The 25,540-nt window shown below is 39.1% G+C and carries 21 protein-coding genes; 13 read left to right on the top strand and 8 right to left on the bottom strand.

The annotated features are described in order from the left end of the window. Nucleotides 1–22 precede the first annotated feature (22 nt). Together KO529_RS07920 and KO529_RS23605 are read left to right on the top strand one after the other, a co-directional pair. Entirely contained in the window at nucleotides 23–1,339 is a 1,317-nt protein-coding gene (locus KO529_RS07920) for a sugar porter family MFS transporter (RefSeq protein ID WP_215947378.1), read from the top strand. Between the two features lie 152 nt (nucleotides 1,340–1,491). Further along, complete coding sequence (locus KO529_RS23605) at nucleotides 1,492–1,617, top strand: hypothetical protein (protein ID WP_258364872.1); 126 nt, start codon at nucleotides 1,492–1,494, stop codon at nucleotides 1,615–1,617. 140 nt (nucleotides 1,618–1,757) lie between these two features. Here the strand turns inward: KO529_RS23605 and KO529_RS07915 are convergent, their stop codons facing one another. The 7 genes from KO529_RS07915 to KO529_RS07885 all read right to left on the bottom strand — a co-directional run bounded on the left by KO529_RS07915 (nucleotide 1,758) and on the right by KO529_RS07885 (nucleotide 12,228). Then, nucleotides 1,758–3,209 (bottom strand): DUF1501 domain-containing protein, encoded by a 1,452-nt coding sequence (locus KO529_RS07915; RefSeq protein ID WP_215947377.1) that lies wholly within the window; start codon nucleotides 3,207–3,209, stop codon nucleotides 1,758–1,760. Between the two features lie 6 nt (nucleotides 3,210–3,215). Then, nucleotides 3,216–6,059, bottom strand: coding sequence for a DUF1549 domain-containing protein (locus tag KO529_RS07910; RefSeq protein ID WP_215947376.1), 2,844 nt, complete (start codon nucleotides 6,057–6,059; stop codon nucleotides 3,216–3,218). A gap of 249 nt (nucleotides 6,060–6,308) precedes the next feature. Beyond that, on the bottom strand, nucleotides 6,309–6,593 hold the full coding sequence (locus tag KO529_RS07905) for a hypothetical protein (RefSeq protein ID WP_215947375.1): 285 nt from the start codon (nucleotides 6,591–6,593) through the stop codon (nucleotides 6,309–6,311). A 569-nt stretch (nucleotides 6,594–7,162) separates the two neighbouring features. After that, nucleotides 7,163–8,134, bottom strand: coding sequence for an NAD(P)-dependent alcohol dehydrogenase (locus KO529_RS07900; protein ID WP_215947374.1), 972 nt, complete (start codon nucleotides 8,132–8,134; stop codon nucleotides 7,163–7,165). A 145-nt stretch (nucleotides 8,135–8,279) separates the two neighbouring features. Next, complete coding sequence (locus KO529_RS07895) at nucleotides 8,280–8,720, bottom strand: GNAT family N-acetyltransferase (RefSeq protein ID WP_215947373.1); 441 nt, start codon at nucleotides 8,718–8,720, stop codon at nucleotides 8,280–8,282. A 133-nt stretch (nucleotides 8,721–8,853) separates the two neighbouring features. Next, on the bottom strand, nucleotides 8,854–9,762 hold the full coding sequence (locus KO529_RS07890) for a hypothetical protein (RefSeq protein WP_215947372.1): 909 nt from the start codon (nucleotides 9,760–9,762) through the stop codon (nucleotides 8,854–8,856). A gap of 132 nt (nucleotides 9,763–9,894) precedes the next feature. Beyond that, nucleotides 9,895–12,228 (bottom strand): helix-turn-helix domain-containing protein, encoded by a 2,334-nt coding sequence (locus KO529_RS07885; RefSeq protein ID WP_215947371.1) that lies wholly within the window; start codon nucleotides 12,226–12,228, stop codon nucleotides 9,895–9,897. 139 nt (nucleotides 12,229–12,367) lie between these two features. Between KO529_RS07885 and KO529_RS07880 the strand changes: the two genes are divergently transcribed. Continuing rightward, entirely contained in the window at nucleotides 12,368–13,465 is a 1,098-nt protein-coding gene (locus KO529_RS07880; protein WP_252734343.1) for an adenylate/guanylate cyclase domain-containing protein, read from the top strand. A gap of 97 nt (nucleotides 13,466–13,562) precedes the next feature. Here KO529_RS07880 and KO529_RS07875 read toward each other — a convergent pair whose 3' ends face one another. Continuing rightward, nucleotides 13,563–14,309, bottom strand: a complete 747-nt coding sequence (locus tag KO529_RS07875; RefSeq protein WP_215947370.1) for a hypothetical protein — start codon at nucleotides 14,307–14,309, stop codon at nucleotides 13,563–13,565. 231 nt (nucleotides 14,310–14,540) lie between these two features. On the opposite strand from KO529_RS07875, the gene KO529_RS23660 reads away from it, so the two are divergent. The 10 genes from KO529_RS23660 (at nucleotide 14,541) to KO529_RS07825 (ending at nucleotide 25,540) form a co-directional block, all read left to right on the top strand. Next, nucleotides 14,541–16,334, top strand: coding sequence for a helix-turn-helix domain-containing protein (locus tag KO529_RS23660; protein WP_215947369.1), 1,794 nt, complete (start codon nucleotides 14,541–14,543; stop codon nucleotides 16,332–16,334). Between the two features lie 189 nt (nucleotides 16,335–16,523). Next, nucleotides 16,524–17,243: a porin family protein gene (locus KO529_RS07865; RefSeq protein WP_215947368.1), complete on the top strand. Its 720-nt coding sequence runs from the start codon at nucleotides 16,524–16,526 to the stop codon at nucleotides 17,241–17,243. Between the two features lie 57 nt (nucleotides 17,244–17,300). Next, nucleotides 17,301–18,008 carry a DUF4386 domain-containing protein gene (locus KO529_RS07860; RefSeq protein WP_215947367.1) on the top strand — a complete coding sequence of 236 codons (708 nt, stop codon included), beginning with the start codon at nucleotides 17,301–17,303 and terminating at the stop codon, nucleotides 18,006–18,008. A 78-nt stretch (nucleotides 18,009–18,086) separates the two neighbouring features. Further along, a complete protein-coding gene (locus KO529_RS07855) occupies nucleotides 18,087–19,346 on the top strand; it encodes a serine hydrolase domain-containing protein (RefSeq protein ID WP_215947366.1) in 1,260 nt (419 codons plus the stop codon). A 312-nt stretch (nucleotides 19,347–19,658) separates the two neighbouring features. Next, nucleotides 19,659–20,549, top strand: a complete 891-nt coding sequence (locus KO529_RS07850) for an SDR family oxidoreductase (protein WP_215947365.1) — start codon at nucleotides 19,659–19,661, stop codon at nucleotides 20,547–20,549. A 355-nt stretch (nucleotides 20,550–20,904) separates the two neighbouring features. Beyond that, complete coding sequence (locus KO529_RS07845) at nucleotides 20,905–21,525, top strand: CatB-related O-acetyltransferase (RefSeq protein ID WP_215947364.1); 621 nt, start codon at nucleotides 20,905–20,907, stop codon at nucleotides 21,523–21,525. Between the two features lie 101 nt (nucleotides 21,526–21,626). Beyond that, nucleotides 21,627–22,220 (top strand): DUF6134 family protein, encoded by a 594-nt coding sequence (locus KO529_RS07840; RefSeq protein WP_215947363.1) that lies wholly within the window; start codon nucleotides 21,627–21,629, stop codon nucleotides 22,218–22,220. Between the two features lie 449 nt (nucleotides 22,221–22,669). Continuing rightward, nucleotides 22,670–23,950, top strand: coding sequence for a tyrosine-type recombinase/integrase (locus tag KO529_RS07835; protein WP_215947362.1), 1,281 nt, complete (start codon nucleotides 22,670–22,672; stop codon nucleotides 23,948–23,950). Between the two features lie 30 nt (nucleotides 23,951–23,980). Further along, on the top strand, nucleotides 23,981–25,159 hold the full coding sequence (locus tag KO529_RS07830; protein WP_215947361.1) for a hypothetical protein: 1,179 nt from the start codon (nucleotides 23,981–23,983) through the stop codon (nucleotides 25,157–25,159). Between the two features lie 96 nt (nucleotides 25,160–25,255). Further along, nucleotides 25,256–25,540: a helix-turn-helix domain-containing protein gene (locus tag KO529_RS07825; protein ID WP_215947360.1), complete on the top strand. Its 285-nt coding sequence runs from the start codon at nucleotides 25,256–25,258 to the stop codon at nucleotides 25,538–25,540.

The following is a 25,540-nucleotide window of genomic DNA, read 5'->3' as shown; positions in this document are numbered from 1 at the left end:
ACAAAAATCAACAAACCAAATTATGAATTCCAAAATTCTTCGTATTTCCCTTATTGCCGCTTTGGCGGGGTTTTTATTTGGCTTCGATACTGTAGTCATTTCAGGTGCCGAAAAGAAATTACAACTTTTGTGGAACTCCTCGGAAGCTTTTCACGGAACGGTAGTTATAGGCATGGCTTTGTTTGGGACCGTTATTGGGGCAATTCTGGGTGGAATACCTACCAATAAAATAGGCAGAAAGAACACCCTTATTTGGATAGGTATCCTTTATTCCATCTCCGCCATAGGTTCTGCCTTTGCCAATGACCCCGTTACCTTCGGAATATTCAGGTTTATTGGTGGTTTGGGTGTTGGTGCATCAACAGTGGCGGCCCCGGCCTATATTTCGGAAATTGCTCCGGCAAAAGATCGGGGAAGATTGGTTGGACTTTACCAGTTTATGCTTGTTTTTGGAATCCTTGTGGCCTTCATGTCCAATTACGCCCTGAGCAATGTGGGCGAAAACGATTGGCGCTGGATGGTGGGTGTAGAAGCTTTCCCGGCTATAATCTATACCCTATTTGTTCTTACCGTTCCTAAAAGTCCAAGATGGCTTTTGACCAAAAACAGGACGGAAGAGGCAAAAAAAATACTGTATTCCATAAACCCAGATCTGTCATTGGAAGAATTGGAAGCTGAAATTGCTTACGGGGAAGAAGGTGCCGCAGCCTCCGAAAATATCTTTATGAAGAAATATCGATTTCCCTTGACCTTGGCATTTCTAATCGCATTTTTCAATCAATTCTCTGGGATCAATGCTTTTTTATACTACGCTCCCAGAATATTTGAAGCTGCCGGATTAGGTGAAAGCACAGCCCTGCTGAGTAGCATAGGAATCGGTATCACCAACCTTATCTTTACCCTATTGGGCATATTCCTAATTGACCGCCTAGGTAGAAAGCAATTAATGTATTTTGGCTCTGTAGGTTATATAATTTCATTATCATTGGTAGCTGCTGCTTTTATTTTAAACTGGGAGGGCATGGCAGTTCCTATTTTTCTATTCTTATTTATTGCATCCCATGCCATAGGTCAGGGCGCTGTAATTTGGGTTTTCATCTCCGAGGTATTTCCAAATCACTTAAGAGGCTCCGGTCAGGCGTTTGGCAGTTCTGTACATTGGGTGCTGGCTTGGCTTATACCCTCTTCTATCCCTGCACTTTTTGCCTGGGTAGGTCCTGGGCCTGTTTTTGGTTTCTTCGCTTTTATGATGGTATTGCAATTGCTCTTTGTTATTTTCATGATGCCGGAGACCAAAGGAATTACATTGGAAGAACTGAGCAAAAAACTTAGTAAGTAAGAAAATACCACTTACTGATTATCAGTATTTTATCGAAAATTTTAACAGTACAACGGATAAGTATACTAATTGGTGGTCATTTAACGGATTTGACCCTAAAACACATGATAATTTGAGGATAATTCATTAAATTGTTTTAAAATCTAAATATCATGGAAGATGTTACTTTTGGCACAAGGGTGCTCAATGGATTCCTTAGCCTTATGGTCGTAGTATTGGTTGCCATCCTATTGGCTGTGGTAGTCTGTTTGATTTTAGCGGCTTTTGGTTTCTTTTAATAGGAGCTAATTCTAGCCTTTGAGACTTATACAATTCAGGGTTGTATTCTTTCCCCCAATTATGACTGGTCCTTATTTTTATTACTTTTGAGTTTGGTCCTATTTGGTACATATTTCCACATTGGACCAAAGCAAGCAATTTAGGTTACTATTCTTTCGCCAAACAAATCCAATATAGGTTTGCCCTGCCCGTCCGGAGTGGTATAAAATGGCCTGCCTTCTATAGTATAATTTGTTTCTGGATCCATACCCAGAGCGTGGTATACGGATTGATGCACTTGATCAATCACCACTGGGTTTTCAATTGAGGAACAGGGCCTTTCATCTGCTGTTTTACCGTACACCAAACCTTTCTTGACTCCACCGCCCCACATGAGAATGGAACTACCATCCGTAAAATGCCTATGCATACCATAGAATTTTTCATCCTCGATAATATCCGGTTGATCAACCTGATCCTGTACGGGTACTCCTGGTCGACCTTCCATAATGGCATCCCTACTAAATTCGCTGGCCAGTATAATCAGCGTTCTATCCAAATGTCCAGACTCGTCCAGATCTTTAATAAGTTGTGCAATAGGCCTATCTATAAGCTCTTTCATTTTCGCCGCGCGGGTATGACCATTTTCATGGGTATCCCAGCCAAGAAATGGTTCATACTCCGTTGAAACACTGATGAACCTACCTCCGTTCATGGCCAGTCTTTTTGCCAATAGGCAACCCAGACCAAATCTGCCTGTATTGTAGGTGTCATATACCTCTTTAGGTTCTTGGCTTAAATCGAATACCTTGGCTTCGGGAGAATTTAACAACCGATAGGATTGCTCCATGGAGCGCATCAAGGATTCCCTTTGATAATCACTGCCTCCCTCCATAATCTTGCTCTTATTGGCCAACTCCTTATAAAGCTTATATCGGGCTTCAAATCTTTTTAGTGACATCCCTTGAGGCGGCCTTACACTATCCAAACCTGTGGAAGGGTCGGGTATTAGAAACGGACCATATTCACTTCCCAAAAATCCAGCAGAATGAAATGCCTTGAGCTCCTCGGCTTCCCCAACCGTAAAACGTTGGCCCATGGCAATAAATGGAGGAATAACAGGGTTTACAGGACCTAACTCCTTGGCTATCCACGCACCTATGTGTGGAGCCTGGACCGATTGCGGAGGTTCATAACAGGTATGCCAATGATACTGATGCCGCGTATGCAGGATATGGCCAAGATCTGCAGATTTATAAGAACGGATTATAGCTCCTTTATCCATTACACTTCCAATAGATTCCAATCCCTGCGAAAAATGGAGGCCATCCACAATAGTGGGCACCTTGGGAAAGGTGCTTAAAACCCTTTTGCTTTCTACGCCCTTGGAATAAGGTACAAATGCCTTGGGATCAAAGGTTTCGGTATGGGCCATTCCCCCCGCCATCCACAGTAATATAACGGTATCAGCTTTGGAGGTTATTGCCGGAGCAGATTTACAGGAACTTAAAAAACTGGCAAGGGGAATACTGGTTGTGGCAGCCGAAAGACTGGCCGCGGCCATCTTCTTTACAAAATCCCTACGTGCATTGGTATGTAAATCCTTATTCATTATTCCTTAGTATATAAATTGAAATTCGGGTGAAATAAACATGGACCAAAAAAGATCCTGCAACGCTTCTTCTTTAGCATCCGTTTGCAAGGCATTTAGCATTATTCCCTTTTCCTTATCGGTTGGATTTCTACCCAATGTTTTTTGGTATAGGTTGAGCACTATTTGTTCATCCTTATCTCCATACTTCTTCAGCCATGCCTCTGCCCCTTCCTTTAGTACGCCATTAAAATACTCCCCATTGGTCAACTCCAGTGCCTGTAACAAAGTGGCTTGTTCGTCTCTTGTGGTGGCTACATTTTCCCGAGTAGGCCTGCCCATCACCTTCATAAATGGATGTTGTTTTACCAAACTGGCCCTAGCAAATTCCCGTTCCGTATTTTCAAAAGTGAAATTCACCAACTTGTCCCAGTTACTGGATCCATAATTACGGACACCTTGCCAACTACCATCATCAAATGATAAGCTTACCCAATCGCCATCCGGTTGTTTATCAGTACTTTTCCATTTATCATTGGAAGTGACCAACAATTCCGTCCCATCCCCATATTGGATTTTCATGGCAAACAAGATTCCTGCGGGATTGGCAATGCTCCCCTCATTAATGCCCTCTATAGCCAATATATTTTCACCTTCAATAAGCTTGTCCCCGACCTCTAACCTATCTACTTTTCTCCAATCCGTTCCTTCCGATATTTTTTTGCCATTGAGGTATAGAGCATAGGAATGATCCACGGAAACCAATGCTTTCGCCGACAATATTTCTTTATCATTTAAATTGAAACTATGCCTAAAATACCGCTTTCCCGGTTCGGGCAATACATCACGATCAAACTTAATTTCCCTGTGCCAGACCCGGTTATAGGGCAGACCTTCGTTATTGGGATCATAAGCCGCCGCATAGTACATGGGAGCCACTACCTGACTAACGGCATCGGAAAATTGCTCTGCACTTAACCGCCTAAGTACGGGACCCTTAAACGCATACCCCTTTTGCAAATCTTCCTGATTTTCCAATCGGGTCGTTTCCAGTTGGTAAGATTTTGACGTCATGATCATTTTCATGAGACCTTTTATATCAAACCCAGAATTTACAAAATCGGCGGCCAACCAATCCAATAGAACGGCATTCCAAGGTTCATTATCCATTTCGTCTACAGGTTCCACTATCCCTCTTCCCATAAAACGTTTCCAAAATCTGTTGGTAATGGTTCGGTAAAGTCTACCATTTTCGGGCTTCACCATTACCTCTGAGAGCAAGAGCAATCTTTCCTTTACACTCTCTGCCTCTACCGAGCCAAGTTCCGGATATAAAAAATTTACTTCTGCCAGTTTCCCAATGGGCATATCACATCTATTGAGTTCCAAAATGGAATCTGCAAAAATGGAGGCAAACCCGTAGGATTGTTCCAAAGTAAGATTGCTAACAAAACTGTTGTGACAGGAGGCACATTTTACATTCACCCCCATCAAAGACTGACCAATATTTTGGGCGGCCTGCATTTCGGTACGTTGACTGGCATTGACCAAGCCCCGCCATTTAATCCCTTTGATAAATCCTTCCGATTCTTCATTTGGATTTATCAATTCTTTGACCATAAAGTCATAAGGCTTATTTTCCATAAGCGACTTGTACAACCAATCCGTAATCTGTTTTCGTCCTCCCGTTATAAATCCTGGTCCACTGTAGTCATTCCTGAGTATATCGTTCCAAAAACTCAACCAATGTTGGGTATAATTATGCTTATCGGCCAACAATTCATCTATGAGCTTAGTCCTCTTCTCCTTATCCCCATCGCTAACAAATTGATCTATTGTAATTGGCTCTGGAAGCAGACCTAGAATATCCAGATAGGCACGCCTTATAAAGGTCCTATCGTCCACTACCTCTGGCCATTTCAACTTTTTTTCCTTAAAATAGGAATCCATTATTTTGTCTATGGGATGGTTCTCCATACTACCCTTTGGTAATTCAGGCTGAGAGAGGGCCAACTCGGCCTCAGGAAAAATCTTTAGTGCCCCATCCGACCATTTTGCGCCATTTTTGATCCACAATTCAATCAACTTTATTTCACTATCCTTCAGTACTTTACCTTTCTTTGGCATTACATCATCATGATCGGGCGGAAGGCTTACCCTTAAGAACATCTCACTCTCTTCCGGCCTGCCCTCGACAATAATAGGACCTGACTTTCCTCCTTGGTAAACACCACGTTTATTGTCCAGTACCAAATCGCCTTTTTGCTTATTTTCACTATGGCATTGATAGCAGTTATGTGCCAAAATTGCCCTAACTCCCAAATTAAGATCTTCCTGCTGCGCTTCGGACAAAGAATCCAGTCCCTTTAATTCCGCCAAAAGTACCGTGGCCTTTCCATCGTCATAAGAATCTTGATTATAGGGCAAGACACTGGTTAAATAATCTTCCCCATGGGTTAGATTTGCTCCCAAATGACCTGCCACGACCAAAACCAAAACTGTTGCAAACAACCCAAATCGATAATATAAATAAGAGTCAAATTTCCCTTTCAGTGTAGTGCGCAACAAGAAACCGGTAACAATGGCCATAACAGCTGTGGCAATACCAGTATTCTGGTGAAATAGAACCAAATCGCCTTCATAATCGTCGTGGGTACGAAGCAACCAACCCAAGACTGCGGCCAACACGGCGAATGCAGCTCCCAAAAAAACCATCCAATTAATTCCCTCCCTGAGGTCTTTTCTTTTTCCACCCAGGGTCAAAAACTCCAGAAATAAGGCAACCACCAACAAGCCTATGGGAAAATGTACTACCAAAGGGTGAAAGCGTCCCAACAGCTGGAATATCCAGTCCCACGAATTAATATCCATAGCAGCAATTTAATCTTTTTCTGTACGCCATTACTATACCAGCTGTGAGGTTTACAGTTCTCATCATAATTTTATGCCCATTACATTTATTTTCCTCTAAGTTAACTAATCGATTTAAAAATGCAATACCAACTTATGCTGTTATTCACAAAAAAAGCAACCCTTTTGGGTTGCTTATGTTAATTATTGCCTATATCATTACCATGTCTCAGTGATAAAAACAACTAAGACCAATTTAGGCCGAAAATTTTATTTCTTTGTTTTTTTTATGCTATCAACTTCTTTTCTGAACCTCAATATCATTAAACTATCCAATTGACCACCAATACTGTCCCTCATAGAAGACCAATTCTGGTCATTCATATCCCCGGCATACCGCATTATCTTGTTAAACCTGGCCACATTAAAACGGTTGGCCTTCCAGGCTGCCTTGGTACTTTCCTGATGTTTTAAATCCTGCAAGTAAATACCGACCCCAAAGCCAACTATGACCAGACCCAATACCAATAACCAACGGGCGGATGTTTTTGACATTATTCCAAATTTAGATTAAAACAATAAATTGTTCCATTTAGATACCATATTTATATTTACGTAAAAATTGGTATCCATGGACCGCTAATTTTAAGAAACTTTCCTATATCCTTAGTATTTTAGTACCAAGTGCTACTATACAAACTTGGAAACTACCAATAACAATACAATAACCGCAAAAGCACCGCTAAAGGTCAATACCAGGTCTATAAAGTTGAATTTCTTTTTCATTCCTTATTTTTATTGTTTTCCATAGTCATCACCATAACACAGGAGAAGTAATTAAATTTGATTGGGTTTTTCCTAGGTTTAAATTTCAATCGTGCAATTAACACACAATTCCAATTATAAAGTTAGCACGGAATGACCATGTTTCAAAATATCAACGTTCAACTCTAACAAACCTCGGATAAAATGTAGTTTTCCTTCAACAATGCAGTAAGAATGATGTGGTCTATCTATATAAAACAAAGAAAAAATATCGGTAATAGTCTCAAATACAGTCGTCAAAATCTGGAGCCATCATTTTTTTAAGGATCAAAAAAAAACAATTTCAAAACCAGAGTTCACTACAAGTTAATAACCACATTGCCTTTTTTGCGGCCAGTGTCCACATAGCTGTGGGCTTTGTCAGCTTCATAAAGGGTGTAGCGCTTATCTATGACCAATTTTAGCTTCCCGGCAATCAAAAGATCCGTGAGCTCATTCAACATTTCCCTAAGCTTTGGTACAGCTAAAAGTCCGGTGGCCCCAAACTTTGCCTTTTTGCTACTAAATTTAGAGGTCCACAGCATTTGAAATAGCAGTGGCATACTTAGCACAGGTGAAAGATACATGCCCTTTTCACTGAGTACTTTTTTGCTTTCAGGGAACGAGCTCTTGCCCACAGTATCAAAAATAATATCGTAACTATTAGCTGTATTAGTAAAATCTACCTTTGTATAATCTATGGCATGATCAGCTCCGAGCGATCTTACCAAGTTAAAATTGGAAGAACTGCAAACCGCGGTAACCTCAGCGCCAAGATTTTTGGCCAATTGCACCGCTGCAGTACCTAGACTTCCCGAAGCCCCATTTATAAGCACTCTTTGTCCATTTTCTACATTGGCCATTTCCTTTAAATAATTCCAAGAAGTCAAAGGCCCGTCACACATACAAGCAAGTTCTTCATGAGCTACATTTTTAGGTCTTTTCGCCACTATACCTTCTTCTGAAATACATAAATATTCCGCATTGGCGCCTCCACCAAATATCGACTCCCCAAAAACTTCATCCCCAACTTGGAAACGTTGGACACTGTCCCCAACGGCTTCGATTGTTCCAGAAAAACCAGTACCCGCTATAGGATACTTGGGTTTTGTTAAACCAATAAAAAGTCTACCGTACCACGGCTTCCCTCTACGCATCATGGTGTCTGCCGTGGTTACACTGGCAGCTTTTACCTTTACCAAAATCTCATTTTCTTTGGGTATGGGCTTTGGAATTTCCTGAAGTTGCAAAACCTTGGGTGAGCCATACTTTGTTGTTATGATCGCTTTCATTTTATCATTTTTTATTATGACAAATGTATCCCACACCCCTATGCCAATCGTTCCGATTTAAGAATCGGAACAAAATGTCTTAACGTACCTAAACTAATAAGCATTGCAATTCTTTTCATCTATAGGATAAATAACGATGCTCTTACTATTGTAATTCCATATGCAGAATAGGGTAGGGTTTTCCTGTGGCATCCAATTCCGACCGACGTACTGTTATAAATCCAACATATTTATAAAATTCAACAGCTTGTTCGTTCTGTTCATTTACATCCACCTTATTTACATTCAATTCATGTATGGAGTAAGTCAATAAACTTTTTCCTATTCCCATTCCCCGGTAAGCCGGATGTACAAATAGCATTTCCAGATGCCGGCCTTCCACTCCCATAAAACCGATTATTTCCTTAACCTCATTCCTAATGCACCTTAATTGTACAGCCTTTAAATATTCGTTCAATATCAACGGCTTAAAATAGGCTATATCCTCTTCCCTTAAAAAGTGGTGTGTGGCTCTTACCGAGGCCTCCCAAACCTCAACCACTACGGGGTATTCGGCCTGGGAAATCGTTTCTATTTTATATGACATAAGTATTAATCTTGAAGAGACCCTAAAAATAGTATTTCTGGGCTATGTATTGGATAAGATTTAAAATGAAGGTCCAATTGCTGTATTCTATTGTAGGACATATGAAACCTTTTTTGAGTTATGGGATTATTGGTTATTCACAGGAAGTATTTAATTCTTGGTATTCGGATATTGAAACATTAGGTATGTTCTGTCCACTTTGGATTTTGATACAGTTTAAATTGGGATTTCTATCTACCTTTAAGTCTATTAATTCCTGATTGTTGCCCACATCCAGATCTGTAAGTGAATTGCTTGAAATATAAAGGTGTGTTAAACCGGTATTATGTTCAAGATCAATATTCTGAATTTTATTGTCAGAAATCAATAAGGTTTCCAATTCTACATTTGTACTAAAATCTGCAGAAGTCAGCTCATTCGTTGTTAGCAATATATTTTTCAGATTTATAGATCTTTTGACATCAAAGGAATGTAATAAGTTGTTGCTTATTTTCAATATTTCAAGAGTTTCATTTTCAATGCTAAATTCTTCCAATTCGTTAAAGGATAGGTTTAATTCTTTTAAGTGAGCCGCTTTGGAAAGTCCGTTAATGGCACTAAGCTGGTTAGACTGCACATCCAATAAAACTAAATTGAGGTTGTTACTGATATCAATGTTGGATATATAGTTGCCAGAAAGAACTAAAGTGTCCAACAAAGTATTATGAGTTAAGTCGATACCCGTTATTTCCTGCTGCGTTGCGGATAGCTTCTTCAGCCCCACAAAGCCTTCAATTCCGGTCAAATCACTTATTACAGCCTCACTTGAAAAATTTAAATCAAGTACACTCACTTCCGACGCGTCTTTCCTCAACATTCTTTGATTTAGGATTCCGTCCGAATCTATACCCTCTTTTATTAAAATAGCTTCAAAACCAGAATCCGGTATGTCCAGATATTGATTTTCATAAGAGTCTGTATCATTACGGGAGCATGAGGTAATTAAGATGGTAATGATAATTGCTATCTGAATTGCTGTCCCAACGAAAAAATCTTTATACATTTTTAGGTAAAATTATATTAATTGTAAGGTGTTATAAAACCTATATTAATTCTTAAATTAGAATAGTTTTATTTGAGACAAAGATGTATAAAATGTCAGGGCTGGTCGTTCTAGATTACAAATCGGAACCTTTTAAGCCACTATTTTTTTCCAATAAGCACTGGGGGTTGTACCCATTATCTTTTTAAAATAGGTATTAAAGACGGTCTTGGAGTTAAAGCCGCTATCATATGCCAACGCAAGAATGGTGAGATGTCTTTGGGATTTGTCGGCCACCTTGGCCTTAAAAGCTTCCAGACGGAAGGTATTAACATAGTCGGCAAAATTTTTCCCATACCCTTCATTTAGCAACTGCGATAAATGATTTGAAGGAATTTCCATCATTTCAGCCAAAATCGGAAGTGTAAGGTTGGGGTCCAAGTAGGGCTCCTCTTCCAACATTAACCGATCCAAGTTTTTCTTGTATACCTTGAGCTGCGTTTTATTGAATAACGATTTTTGATATTTCCTTTTGTTGGTCGAATATTGACTGCCCTCCCCCAAAACTTCCCTCCTAAGCTCTTGAAAACGAGGCATTCCGAAAAAGGGCTTTAGAATTGGTTCAACAAAAATGTAAATCATCATTGGCAATCTTTGGGCAACACCTTGTTCTATTAACCTAATGGTTTCCGGTATCTTACCCAACAATGCATTGCACAGAATAAGCAAGTTTATAGCCCTCCCCATAAAATCGGTTTCCAGGGCTACTTCCAACTTGGCTATTCCCTTTTCGGCCTTATCCTTATTACCTAATACCGCATGGGCCATTGTTGTCCCCCCCAGTCTCATGATATCTTCGGTTTCATTCTGTGGCAATTTCTCAAAAAAGGCCAATCCTTCCTTGCCTTTACCCATCAACAACAGTGACTGTCCCCAATACAATGTGGATGTTTTAAAATCTACTTTGAGTTCTACTCCCTTTTCAAAACACTTTATGGCATCATCATATTTTTCTTCGCAGTAATCTATAAATCCCTTCAAATGATAATTTATGGAAGAGAAAGGATCGAGCTGAAGGGCGGTTTCAATATAGGTTCGGGCCGCACCAAAACTCCCTTCGGCTACCAAAGTGGATGCCATACTCGGGTAATAGTCAACAAGTGGTCCCGCTTCATACACTTTGTTTAAATGCTTATAGGTTTCTGGGAGGTCCCAGTTTTGGATAAAGCTTGCATAGGATAGATGTAATTGACATTCCGGTAAATTTTCGTCTATTTCTATGGCCTTGTCCAGAAAAGGCTGTCCCTTTGAAAAGGCCTCATGTAATGGCACAAAGCCTATTGTACCCAACAGGGTGTAGGCCAGATGCATCCCCAGATGGGCCAATGCAAAATGAGGGTAATCCTCTAGAATTCTTTCTAAAATTGACATCCCTGTTTCAATATCGGATTTGCCCATCTTTAAAATATGATACCTGCTTTTTAAATAGCCTTGGTATATATCAATTGGCACTTCGGGGTCTTGGACCAATTGGCCTTCAATTTCAAAATGTCCAATATGTTCCCGCAACCTTTCGGCAATGAGCAGGCTAATTTCATCCTGAACGGCAAAAACATCGTCCAAGGACCTATCAAAAGTCTCCGACCAAAAATGAAAATCATCCTTTACATCTATTAACTGTGCAGTTATGCGCATTTTATTGTTGGACAAACGTACACTACCCTCCAAGATGGTAGATACATTAAGTTCCTTTCCTATCCGTGCAATGGGAAGATTAACATTTTTAAAGTGAAAGGAAGAGGTTCTTGAAGTTACTTTTAATCCTTTGATTTTAGCAAGGGCGTTTATGATTTCCTCCGTCATGCCGTCACTAAAATATTCGTTGTCCGTATTGGAACTCATATTTACAAAGGGGAGAACAGCAATAGACTTGGGCTCATTTTCAGGGACCTCCATAAGATCGGAACGACTGGGCACCTGTATTCCTTCATTTTTTACCGCAAATACTTCAACCGGTTTAGCAATATTTTTGAGATTAAAATGGCCCAAGGACAAGGTGGGAATATGTGGATGATTTTTAAGCTCATCATTTAGTTTCCCCGATAACAAAATTGAACCTGCAATTCCCAGACTCTCTATACGGGAAGCCATATTTACTCCGTCCCCATAAACTTCCGTTCCATCAAAAACAATATCTCCCAGGTGCAACCCTACGCGAAGCGGCACCGCGTTTTCCTTTTGCAAGGCCTTTTGTATAGCTATGGCGCATTCCACTGCCTCCAACCCACTGGAAAAAACGCTCAGGGTTCCGTCGCCATAATATTGCAGGATATCCCCATTATGAAGTTTATGATTTTTTTCGAACTCCTGTCTATGACGGGCACGCATTTCCGCTGCGGCATTTTCATCCCTCTGCATCAGAGCAGTGTAGCCAACAATATCGGTAAACATTATGACTGCAATACGGCGGTTTTTATTGCTTGGCATTAGTTTTTGGTCTTAGATTTTATTGCTTATAAAGACAACTCATTTCAAAAGTACAATAATTTGCAATAAACCATTTTAAGGGACAATATCAAAAAAGACATTAACTTTACGATGGTTTTCCAAGAGTTTATTTTTCTGTATGCCCTTAAAATTATCTCCCAAAGTTAAAAGAAACCTTTCCCGAATAATCCCGTTCGGAATTATTTGGCTAGTATCTGGTTGGGTATTTTGGATCGTGGAGCAAGCCGCAGCGGGCAACTCCGACCAGGACCAATCCTCCAGGATTGCCATGAATTTTGAGGTATTCCTCTTTTCCAGCGCTGCCCTCATGATTGTTGGACTGCTCATTGGGACCATAGAACTCCTATATCTAAACCAAGTTTTTTCAAAAAAAAGTTTTACCAAGAAGATCGTATACAAAACCATATTTTACATTTTGTTGCTGTTGATCATTACTTCCATCACCTATCCTATAGCCAAGAGTTTGGAATTGAACACTTCTATTTTTGATAAACGCGTTTGGGATATTTTTTGGGAATACTGGACCAGCATCACCCATTTAAGTACGGACATACAGCTGGCTACCTCCCTTTTAATATCCCTATTTTACTCCGAGATAAGCGAGAATATTGGGCATGGGGTATTAATGAATTTCTTTACAGGAAAGTATCACACTCCAACTGAAGAATTAAGGATATTTATGTTCTCCGATATGAAATCTTCCACCGCAATAGCGGAGCAATTGGGCCACATTAAATACTTTGAATTGTTAAAAGAGTATTACTCTGATTTTTCCGAAGCTATAATTAAACATTCAGGGGAAATATACCAATATGTGGGGGACGAAATCATTATCTCATGGCAATATGAGGCCGGTATTGTAAACAACAATTGTATCAAATGTTTTTTTGCCATGAAAAAGGACCTTCACAAAAGGGCAGAATGGTATTCCTCCAACTACGGCATTACACCTACCTTTAAAGCGGGATTTCACTATGGTAAGGTAACCACAGGGGAAATAGGTGAGCTGAAAAAGGAAATTATATTCACGGGCGACGTCCTCAATACCACCGCTAGAATTCAGGGGCTCTGCAACCCATTAAATGTAGACATCCTAATTTCCGGGGATTTGTACCAAAGCCTACCCCTTGAACCGGAATTCAAAATACAATCCTTGGGCAAAAACGAACTGAAAGGAAAAGAGCAAAACATGGAATTGTTCACTATAACAGATTAAGAACAGCACAACACTAGCAGCTAATAAATATTACTCTAAATTTTGGCAGCTTTATCATTTATGTGCCCCATATTTTCTTATCCATGCTACAAACCAACTAATCCAACGGTAGAAATGTTAAGCCTATAAAAAGCAAATTAGTACCCATATGAACAAATAAAGGATATTTAAACCCAAAGCTTAGTCGTGTATATCCGGCAATGGTGGCACTAAACAACTGGGGTAAGGTTATAATGGGAAGTAACAGTACATTGGTCAAGTTCAATTCAAAATTAAAAATATGCAACCAGGCAAACAGCACACAGGAAAGGTAATAAATCCACCTAATATTATTCTCCCATAAAACAGCTAGCTTTTGGGCGATTTTTTTTCTATACATTAAGGCATATGCAATTACACCAAGAAACAGTGACAGCAACACCCGGGTATAAAAAGTTTCATCCACTAGGCTCAGGTTGGTTTTGTATATGCCTTTTGTAAGCAAGTAATAAGATAGTGACACAAAAGTAAGAGCTGCATATAGCGGTCTAAACTTTAGACTTAACCTAAAGCACACCTCTTCATAAAGGGGTAGAATTACACCCCCCACCAACAGGTACACTAAAGGAGTAAACCTATTCGCCATATTGGCATCCGTGATATTTTTTGGCTCATAAAAAATAGCCAATACATTCGCGACCAATAGAGAAAAGACCAGTTTAATAAGGAACAATCCCAAGGTGTCGTAAATTTTATTCCTGACAGTTAGATCTTTCAAGGTTAGATACCGTGGTTGAAATATAAACCGTGTTAATTCCTTTATCAATCTCAAATAAAATTTAGGTCGTACAAAAGGATAATTCATAAGGTATATTTTTAGTGTTCCGCACTATTTTACAAGTGCAAGTTAGCCAGCTATATACCCTTAAAAGTTCCGATTATCACTAAAAGGTTCTGATTTTCAATTATGTCTTGATTTCCATAAACAGTTCCTGGATATAACCCTTTCCGAGCCAATAAAAACGGGATACTTTTAGATTAAAATTTGTATTTTAGATTTCATTTTTTCGATTTAACAAACAACCCCGGCCAGCGAGTGCAAACCTCTTTTAATCCGAAGTCTATTGCTGTACTACCTTTTTTAAACATTGGAAGGGAAGAAAACGAGTACTTTTCGGACGGAATTACGGAGGAAATCATCAATGCGCTGACCAAAGTCCGGGACCTAAAGGTAACTGCAAGAACATCTTCCTTTTACTACAAGCAAAGAAATATGGATGCCCGTCTCATAGGCAATGAGCTTGGAGTTGAAACATTGCTTGAAGGAAGTGCAAGGATTGTAAATGATCGGGTAAGGATTACCGCGCAATTGATACGTACGGATACCGGTTTTCATATCTGGTCCGAGAATTTTGACCGCCACCTTTCCGATATATTTGAACTACAAGATGAGATTAGCTTGCTCATTGCCGACAAGATTCGGGAGAACTTTGGGCACTTTGATGTGCAGGAACATTTAATCGAAGCCCCTACCAAAAATATTGAAGCATACAAGCATCTTCTAAAGGGCCGTGAATTGCGCATGCGCTGGAACGCCCATGATGTCAGGGATGCCATCCCCTATTTTGAACAGAGTATAACACTGGACCCGAGCTACGCCGACGCCCATTTTGAAAAAGGTTGGTGCTTGGGAATGCTGGCCAGTTGGGGCTATGTGAAAAAGGATGAAGGACTCCTGGAAGCCAATCGGCACATTGATACGGGGCTGCAATCGAATCCCAACTCCGCCATGGGACATTATGTTAAGGGCACCATAAGTTTTTGGGGCTATTGGAACTATAAGGATGCCTTTGAGCATTTACAATTGTCCCTTGAAATAAACCCTAATTCCTCGGAAGTACGTGATGCTATGGCAGACGGCTTCTCTGCATTGGGAATGATAGACGAAGCCTTGGCCAATAACGAAATGGCACTGCGTATTAACCCCCTATCCGCCAACCTATATTTCACCCAGGGCAACATGATCTATTTTAAAAGGAACTACAAAGATGCCATTGTTCTTTTTGACAAGGCTTTATCATTAAATCCACATTTACCGTTGGCATTGGAAATGAAGGCTGCATCCCTAATTTTGGACCGGCAGCCAGATGTATTGGCAGCGTTTGTAGAAAACACCCCGCAGTTGGAGCGACCCAATACGTACAGGGCTATTTACGACCTTATGCACCAGGAAAATGTTTTTAATATTCCCAAAAAAGAGGTCGAAAAAGAGTTTCAGGAAGCCTCTGCAGTAAGTCTTCGTGCTTGGGACCTATATTACGAGGTTTATAATGGCAATCATGAAATTGCCCTGGACATGCTTGATAATCGAATAAAAGAGAGGTCTGGACAATTGTTCAATTTTAAAAACGATCCCTTTTTGGAACCTTTACGTGCATACAGGCAATATAAGGATATAGAGGATTCGGTATTTCAAACCCTGGATTTGCCAGAATTTATTTTGGAGCCCAAAAGCCCCGTAGCTTCATCGCCTTTTGACAGTGGTCAAATTGAGCATTATTCCGAGGTCTTGGAACTACTTATGCACCAAGAAAAGCTATTTATTGACCCAGAACTAAACTTAAAACAACTGGCCGCCAATGTGGGGCTGCACCCCAACAAACTTTCATGGCTGTTGAACAACCATTTCGGAAAAAATTTCAACGATTTTATAAATCAATTCCGGATAAAAGAGTTTCAACAAATGGCCATAGACCCTGCCAATAAAAACCTGACCCTACTTGGCCTGGCCTACGACAGTGGTTTCAATTCCAAAACCGTCTTCAATACCTTCTTTAAAAAAGAAACCGGCATGACCCCTAAGCAATGGGTAAAACAGAGGATGCCCTAAATTTCGAGTACAGATTAAAAAGATAAGGGTACCTGGAAAAACACTACTCTTACAATACCACTTTTAACGGAATCGAAATAAACAAGTTCCAAATTTCACCCAAATAGTTCGGAATCATAAGTACGGGCGTTTGGCACCCACTACATTTTCATCTTTGCCCCACAATTAATCTTTAAAACAATCACAAAGATGAAAAAGCAATTAGTAGTCATCATTACAATGGGCTTATTTATAATAAAAACCACGGCCCAAGAGACTTTTATGGATGTAGTGATCAACTATACCCCAACAAGTCTTAATTATGGGGACAACAACAAAGAACTTAAGGATTTCAAAAAGGGGTATTGGGGCCTTCAGGCCGGAGCCTCATTCCAAGCTGGAATCAGTGAGTACTTCTCTTTGGTACCGGAGCTGTACTTTGTAATGAAAGGAGGACGTTTGGAAAATAATAACCCCCTTACCGGCCAGGAAACCAAGATCAGGTTCAACACCCTGGATCTACCAGTGATGGCTCGTTTGCATCTGTGCAACCTATATGTAAACGCGGGACCGGTAATTAGCTATAACATCAGCGGTCGATTAAAAACCGAGAGCAATGAACTCCTGCCCGGAGGTAAGTCCAAAATGGAATTCGGTTCGGAACTGGGTACCTATAGTCGCTGGGATGCCGGCTTACAATTTGGCATGGGCTATGAGTTCAAGTTTAAAAAATCGAGACTCCTACTGGATCTACGCTACCATTATGGCATGGTGGACATAGGCAACGGGGCCGACATGTATAACCGCTATTTTAATATGAATATCCTGCTTTCCAAAAAATGGAAAAAAAATCCATTAGAAAAGAAAAAGAGCCGGGACCTTGTCTTTTGGGAGGCATATGATGAGCAATTGGCCAATCCGTTGAAATAAAATTAGTGCTATTTATTCGTCATCAATCCTACACAAAATCTTTTAATACTTCCCACTATGTTAAACAATAAAAGGATGGCCCTAATTGCGGGGACACTTTACCTTACGGTTATCATCTGCGGCATTTTCGCCGAAAAATATGTCCGGTTCACATTGGTAAATTTAACCAATGCCGCCGAAACCGTAAGGAACATCAAGGACAATGAAATGCTCTTCCGAATGGGTTTTGTTGCAGATCTAATAATGCAATTAGCTTATTTTCTGCTGCCCATGGCATTGTACAAATTGTTCAAAAAAACAAGTCGTGCTATGGCCGGTCTTATGGTCCTGAGCGTAACGGTGGCCGTAGCCATTATGTGCATCAATATGCTTAACCATTATGCCCCCTTGCTGTTATTGAATCCAAATGGGTATAGTGCATCATACGGTGCAGAACAGATTAATAGTTCCGTCCTGTTCTATTTGGAGATGCATAATAAAGGATATCACATTGCCCAGTTGTTTTTTGGACTTTGGCTGCTACCACTAGGCTATTTGGTTTTTAAATCGGATAGGTTTCCCAAAATTATAGGGATATTCTTGATCGTAGGCTGTTTTAGCTATCTATTGGATTTCATGTTCTATTTTCTTCTTCCCGAAAAAAGCAGCGCTTTATCCGAATACATAACCGCTCCGGCCGACCTTGGAGAATTTTCCCTCTGCTTATATCTATTTATCCAAGGTGCAAAAGGAACCAAAGTAAACAACAAAAGAAGTCCTGAATAATAATCCAGAACGAATGGCAAGAAGCGGTACCGCATCTTTGCCAAGTAAAAAAATATAAATCTAAAAAATCATAGTATAATGACAACTTTATCCAGAATCCTACTATTATCAATTCTAAGTTTAATCCTTTCGTTAACATCCTGCTCCACTAATGATGACGAAGCAACCACTCCAGAACCTTCCTCAATTAAAAACGCGGCCGATTTAAATGCTTACCTAGGGGAACTAGTACAAACTTCCTCTATGCCCGGATTGGCCATCAGTATAGTAAAAGGCAATAGTATTGTTTATCAGGAGTCCTTTGGCTATGCTAATATTCAGAATCAGGTAGCCTACACCAATGAAACCATAAATTCTATTGCTTCCGTAAGCAAGACTTTCGTAGGAACTGCGGTGGCCAAGGCCATTGAACAGGGGTATTTCACCTTGGAAACCGATATAAACGATATCTTGCCGATCCAACTTATTAATCCTAAACAACCGGATGGGGTCATCAAAATAAAACACTTGGTTACCCATACCTCCGGTCTATTGGATACCCCAGAGGTTTATTTGGCCCACAATTACCATATTATACCTGGTGAGGATATTGCCACTGCCGGTGCCGGCCTCCTAATGGACGAAGTTGGAATAGAACAAAGAGAAACTTTTACCTTGGAAGAATTTCTGGCTAACTATTTCCTGGAAGATGGTGATCTTTACAGTTTGGATAATTTTGCCGACACGCCTCCAGGAAGTACCTGGAACTACTCCAATTTGGCTACCGGCCTAACCGGGTATATCATTGAAACGGCAACGGAACAATCCTTTGATGATTATGTAAAAGAAAATATTTTGCAACCTCTGCAAATGAATGCTTCCACTTATAATATTTCGGAAATCAATACCCACGAAATGGCCACGCGATATATAAATGAGGACACCCCGCTACCAGTTTACGCCAATGATTCCTATCCAGAGGGAAGCATGTATACCACCAATGAAGACATGGGCAAGTATCTTTTGGATATGGCAAAGGGTATTAAAGGGGAATCCACGGTCTTATTTTCCAAAGACTCCTATGGACTCATCTTTGCCCCTCAATTGGCTGCTGGGACAGTGCCTCAGGATTTTGCAGAAAACCATGGGTTATTCTGGTATTTCCAAGATGGAAAGGCCTTACATGGAGGTAACAGTTTTGGGATCTCCACACATATGGAAATAGATCAAAATGGTAATTCAGGATATGTTTTGATGACCAATATGGATGCCTCCTTCAGCGGCAACATACAAGATTACATTGCCGTTAAAGAAAAAGTAACCACAGCCATAACCGAGTTTTCGGATTCCATTGAATAAGTTAAGGCCGCCATTGTCATTATTTTAAAAAAAACAAATACCCTTGACTAACCTGAAGTAGTCTTTATAAATGGACACGTTTTGGACAACGATCAACAGGAGGCATTCTTAGAAAATGCTAACCTTAGAAACAATTACTGGGCTACGATTATTTGGCTGTCGGAAGGGATTCCATTCCAATAAAATGGCATCTGGCAAATAGTTCCAAATCATAATTTGGAACGACCCGTCATGAGTTACCTATTACTTTTAATCTATAAATTATTATAGTGAACCCGATAGTCACGGACTATGAACTTTGAAAATATAAAAATGCAACACAACGAAATAAAAAAAACGATCCTATTGGCGGGAGCCACCGGATATTTGGGAAATTATATTACCAAGGAATTGATTTCCAGAAATATTGACACAAAAATTATAGTAAGAAAACCGGGCAAGATAATTGACATGGCCTTAAAACTGGCAGAGATTATCCAAGCCGAAGTTACACGCCCGGAAACATTAAGGGGGCATTTCCACGGGGTGGATACCGTTATTTCCACAGTAGGAATTACTCGCCAAAAAGACGGACTCACCTACATGGACGTAGATTATGGGGCCAATATGAACCTGTTGGAAGAAGCAAAAAGGGCAGGCGTAAAAAAGTTTATTTACGTATCCGTGATTAATGGACAACTACACAGAAACCTAAAATTGGTGGAAGCCAAGGAAGCCTTTGTGGATCAACTTATGGCATCGGGGCTAGACTACGCCATAATACGTCCCAATGGTTTCTTTTCCGATATGTGCGACTTTCTAAAGATGGCGGAAAAAGGAAGTGTTTATATTTTCGGGAAAGGAAAAAAGAAGTTCAACCCCATACATGGTGCCGATCTGGCCCAGGTTTGTGTTGATGCCATTAATTCCAACAAGAAGGAGATTGCGGTGGGCGGACCCGATATCCTCACCCATTACGAAGTTGCAGAAATGGCTCTTTTAACCGCCGGAAAGCCCATCAATATTATTCATGTACCCCATTGGTTGCGAAAATCCATACTATGGATTATGAGGACTTTTACCTCCTCCAAGACTTATGGTCCGATCGAATTTTTCCTCACCCTTATGGCAGAAGATACCATAGCACCTAGGTACGGCAGTCACAGATTATCCCTCTTCTTTCAGAACGAAATGGATACTATAAAAAAAAGAACAAATGCGTAATTATCAATTTTGGGGACTATCGTAGTTGTCACAGCCATATGCATATGCCTAATGTTAGATCTACATCAGACAAAAACCATTAGGGATTACCTCCATTATTTGTACTTTAGTCTTTGGCAAGTATAATTCCAATTTTAATTTATGTCCTTAGGCTTAGTTTATGTATTTCCTCATGGCCAGATATCCTAGGCAAAGCAGCCTCCCAAAATTATAATTTATAGATTATTGGCAATTACTTCAATTAGCTTAATCTGGGTTAAATTTTTTTTAAAAATTGAAAAAATATCGACCCTTTGCACTACATTTAGCGCTGCTTTAGGCATATCTTTCAGTTATTTACCAAATTTAAAGTCCTATGAACGCACCTGATAAAAACAATCCGTTTCCCTTAGAAAATTACGATCGACTTTGTTTTTTAAAGAACATCGTAAAGAACCCCAATATACTTGTTGGCGACTATACCTATTACGATGATTTTGAGGATGTGGCCAATTTTGAGAAAAATGTAAAATATCATTTCGACTTTGTAGGAGACAAGCTCATTATCGGAAAGTTTTGTATGATTGCCTCCGATGTGACCTTTATTATGAATGGGGCCAATCATTTAAGCAGTTCCATATCTTCCTATCCATTCGCCATTTTCGGTAAGGCTTGGAGCCACGCCATGAACGGTAAGGGCTATCCTTCAAAAGGCAATACGGTGATCGGCAATGATGTTTGGATTGGTTATAATGCCACCATTATGCCGGGAATTACAATTGGCGATGGGGCCATAATTGCCAGCAACACCACGGTAACGAAGGACGTTGAAGCCTATAGTATTGTGGGTGGCAATCCTGGTCAATTGATCCGAAAACGTTTTTCAGAAGCTGATATTGCGAAATTATTGGAACTAAAATGGTGGGATTGGCCTATTGAAAAGATTACAGCCAATGTAGAAAAACTTACAGATTCCCTTTTAGGTGAATTGGCATAAATGCACCTGTGCATCCGAGGTTGAGCAACGTATTAATACAAGTAATATATACTTATAATTTTAAAACCTAATTTTGCAGCGTCAATTTAATTTTAATAAATATGATACGTCTGCTTTTATTGGTTGGCCTAATAGTTTGTACTGCCACAAATCCAATTGCACCCAACACATCAAAATATTTTGATATAGTACTAAAGGATAAAATAGTCGGTACTTTAAAAGTGAGTCAAAACACCAAGGACTCAACAATCTATTATCATAGTTCAACGGTTATAAAAACCAGGCTCATCAAAGACATTGAAGTAGATTATAAATATGATGTTACCTTTAATGATATGGTGCTAAAAAAAGCCAATGTCCAAATTACAGTAAATGATAAGCCACATTCCAAAACAACTACACTATGGAAAAATGGGTATTATCAGATTACCAAAAACAACAATGAGGAAAACACCCTTACGGAACCAATCGACTACACCACCATACTATTGTATTTTCAAGAACCTGTTGATATAGATCGTTGTTATTCCGAACAGGACGGGAGTGTAAACCATATTGTAGCTCTTGGAAACCATACTTATAAAAAAATTAATTCCCAGGGAAAGGAGAATACATATTATTACAGTCATGGAATTTTAAAAAAAGCGGTCATCGATGGCGGAATTGTAAGTTTTGATATGATAGCAAGGGAATAGATCATTATTATTTTGGTTACAGTATTTTCTACTTGTCCAAACTTATAAACAAAAAAACTCCTCATTTCTGAAGAGCTATTACTCAGTACAGGTCCTTCGGCGTAACTTGTATTGCGCGCAGTCGAAATGCTCAGGATAAACTCCGAGACTTCCCGCCCATGGCGGGACAGGCTTCTCGTCTCTACTACCTCAAAACCATAGACCACAAAAAAAGCTCCTCATTTCTGAAGAGCTTTTTACTCAGTACAGGCGGAGAGAGTACTATAGTAAAAAAGACAACTTAAGTAACATCCCAAAACAATACCCTATAACTCCATAAATTCAATACATACACAATAATATGTAGTCTCTTAAGTTTTGGATATGTTTGCAACTATTTGTATGTTTTTGTATTCTACCGTACAAAATTAACTAAATTTGTATTGTAAACTTAATAAACAAACCTATAAATGGCCACCGTTAATTTTCTTTATCGTTCGACAAGAGATGCTGCCTACCTAAATATTAGATTACTATACAGATTAACAGACTCATCCACCAAAGAAGGGTATCAAGATTATACGCATGGCGCTAAAACACAAATTAAGGTAACAAGGCACTATTGGAATAAGGAGCATAATATCAAAAGGACAAATGATATTAGCCTTCTTAATAAGCAAAAAAAGATAAATGATCAATTAACCAATTTACAAATTTACGTCTTAGATAAATTTGATAGTGCCGATAAAAAGAAAATAGACAAAGACTGGTTTAAAACCATCATAGAACAGTATTACAATCCTGTAGAGGCTAATAAAAAAGAGATACCTACCGATTTGGTCAATTATATAGATTTTTACATTGAATTCAAAAAACATGAGTTAACACCAAAAGCAATTAAGCGTATTAATGTAACCAAAAACAAAATGCAACGGTTACAGGCAAAAATAGGCAAGACAATCCTCATAAAGGATATTGACGAAAATTTTAAAAAAGAATTTCAAGATTATAGTAATTTAGAGAAATACTCTCAAAATACACAGCAAAGGGAATTGGTATTAATTAAGACTCTTTGTTACCATGCGAAACATTTAGGGTTAGAAACACACTATCAACTAGATGGCCTAAAACTAAAGAGACAGGAGGTAAAGCACATATACTTAACCTTTGACGAGATAAGCCACATCAAAACCTTAAAACTACCTTTTGAACATTTAGAAAATGCAAGAGACTGGCTATTGATTAGCTGTTTTACAGGACAACGCGTATCTGATTTTATGAAATTCAATAAAAGCATGATACGCATAAAGCAAGGAAAACATCTACTAGAGTTTAAGCAACAAAAAACGGGCAAACTAATGACCATTCCTTTACCGAAAGAAGCTAGGGAGGTATTAGATAAAAGAAATGGGGAATTTCCAAGACCTATTTCAGACCAAAAATATAACGACTATATCAAAAAGGTTTGCGAACTTGCAGAATTAAACGAAATAGTAGAAGGAAAGAAGCGAATAAACATTACTCCAGACCTAAAAAAAGGGACATATCGAGACATAGTAGGGAATTACCCCAAATGGGAGTTGGTTTCTAGCCATATAGGACGCAGAAGCTTCTGTACCAACTATTACAGCAAAGTTCCAACATCCTATCTTATTGCCATTTCCGGCCATAGTTCGGAAAAAATGTTCCTTAACTATATAAAAAAGAGTGAAGAGGACAAGGCTTTAGATGCTTATGACTATTTCAATTAAAAATTTAAGTTGTTTTTAATACACAATACTTTGGACATATACGATTTTTTTGAAAAGGTCAATAATGATGAAATAGCCCAATTGGATATTCTGCATTACATCGAAGTTAGAACGGACAACAATACCGATAAACTCAAAACACTTTTAAACGACCTCGAGCATTTTCACACAAAAAGGGTTACTGAAATTACCTTCGGTACTTTGTTCAACGGCAAGAGTGATAAAAAGGAGCCTCAAAAATCATTGGATAAACTAAAGGAAATCCTAGAGCAAAAAATAGAAACTGAAAGAAAATCACAAAACAAATTAACTTCAATTCCTAAAGTTTCAACATTTTCAAATTCCATCAATAACACCATGTTTAATAAGGTTCTCTTAAAGACCTTAGATAACAACAGCCCAAATAACATTTACTATAAAAACGTTTTCAATAATTGGGTCAAGGCTAGAACAGCCCACTTAGAGAATACCCCCTTAGCTGACCAAGCAAAATGGATACATAATTTCCTTAATATTTTTTGCAGCCAATTAATCGATAACACAATACAAATCGCACGGGGCGCCCATCATTATCACAAAGGCTTACCTCAATACAACAAGGACTTTGAACCTGGATACTTCAAATTATTCCACCTATTAAATTACGGGGACGGCTACACGAATACAATTGAAATTTATTTACAAAGTTTAAGACTCAAAAGGGCTGAAAACCCAGCTTTGGCCTTAAGTATGCGAGACTATTACATCGATAGAATAAAGGAACTAAAAACCATGTTAGAAATAAACTTCTTTTTCAAAAAAGTCAATCCCATTTATTTTCATTTTGACCAAATAATACTTGAGTTTAAAAATAATATTGACCCTGAAATTGAAAAAATTAAGTCCCTACCTTCTATACACAAGGATCCCGAAGAAAACATCGAATACAATAGGCATTCAAAAATTTTCACAAGAGATGGCTTTAAAGTTTGGTCTAGAATGTTCATCGATTTCAATATTAACGCCAGCAGCAGAACAGATTTAAGATTTATGTTCGACACAATGAAGAAGGAGGAAATAGGCCTTATTCATTCAACGGTAAGTCAAAAAGCTTTACTAGACTGGATTAATAAAGTCTATGAATTAACAGTCGAAAAATTGCCTTACAGGGACTTTAAAAACGACACAAAAAGACAAGCTATTTTCAAGAAAGCAATAGCAGATATTTAAGCAGGGGCACAAAACGTACCCAAAAAGGTACAAAACACGGTCTTTTAAGACATAACTTCCAATGCAATTTTGCCATGTAATCCTAAATACATGGTAATGACACACTCTATTTTACTTCAAGACCTAACTCCAGAACAGTTAGGCAACTTAATTGATGACAAATTAGCAAGCCGATTAGAACAGCTCAGGAAGCAATTGAGCAACCAAGAAGCTAACGACAACCTGCTTACACGGGATGAAACTTGCAAATTTCTAAAAGTGGACAGCTCAACCCTATGGGCATGGACTAACAAGGGAAAAGTTAAGGCATACGGCATAGGCTCCAGACGCTATTACAAAAGATCAGAACTTTTAGAATGTCTAACTCCATTAACCAAATAA

Source organism: Arenibacter algicola (genome assembly GCF_018860365.1).
GTDB lineage: Bacteria > Bacteroidota > Bacteroidia > Flavobacteriales > Flavobacteriaceae > Arenibacter > Arenibacter algicola_B.
Note: the sequence above shows the minus strand (reverse complement) of the source record. Positions and strands in the feature narration are given on the sequence as shown.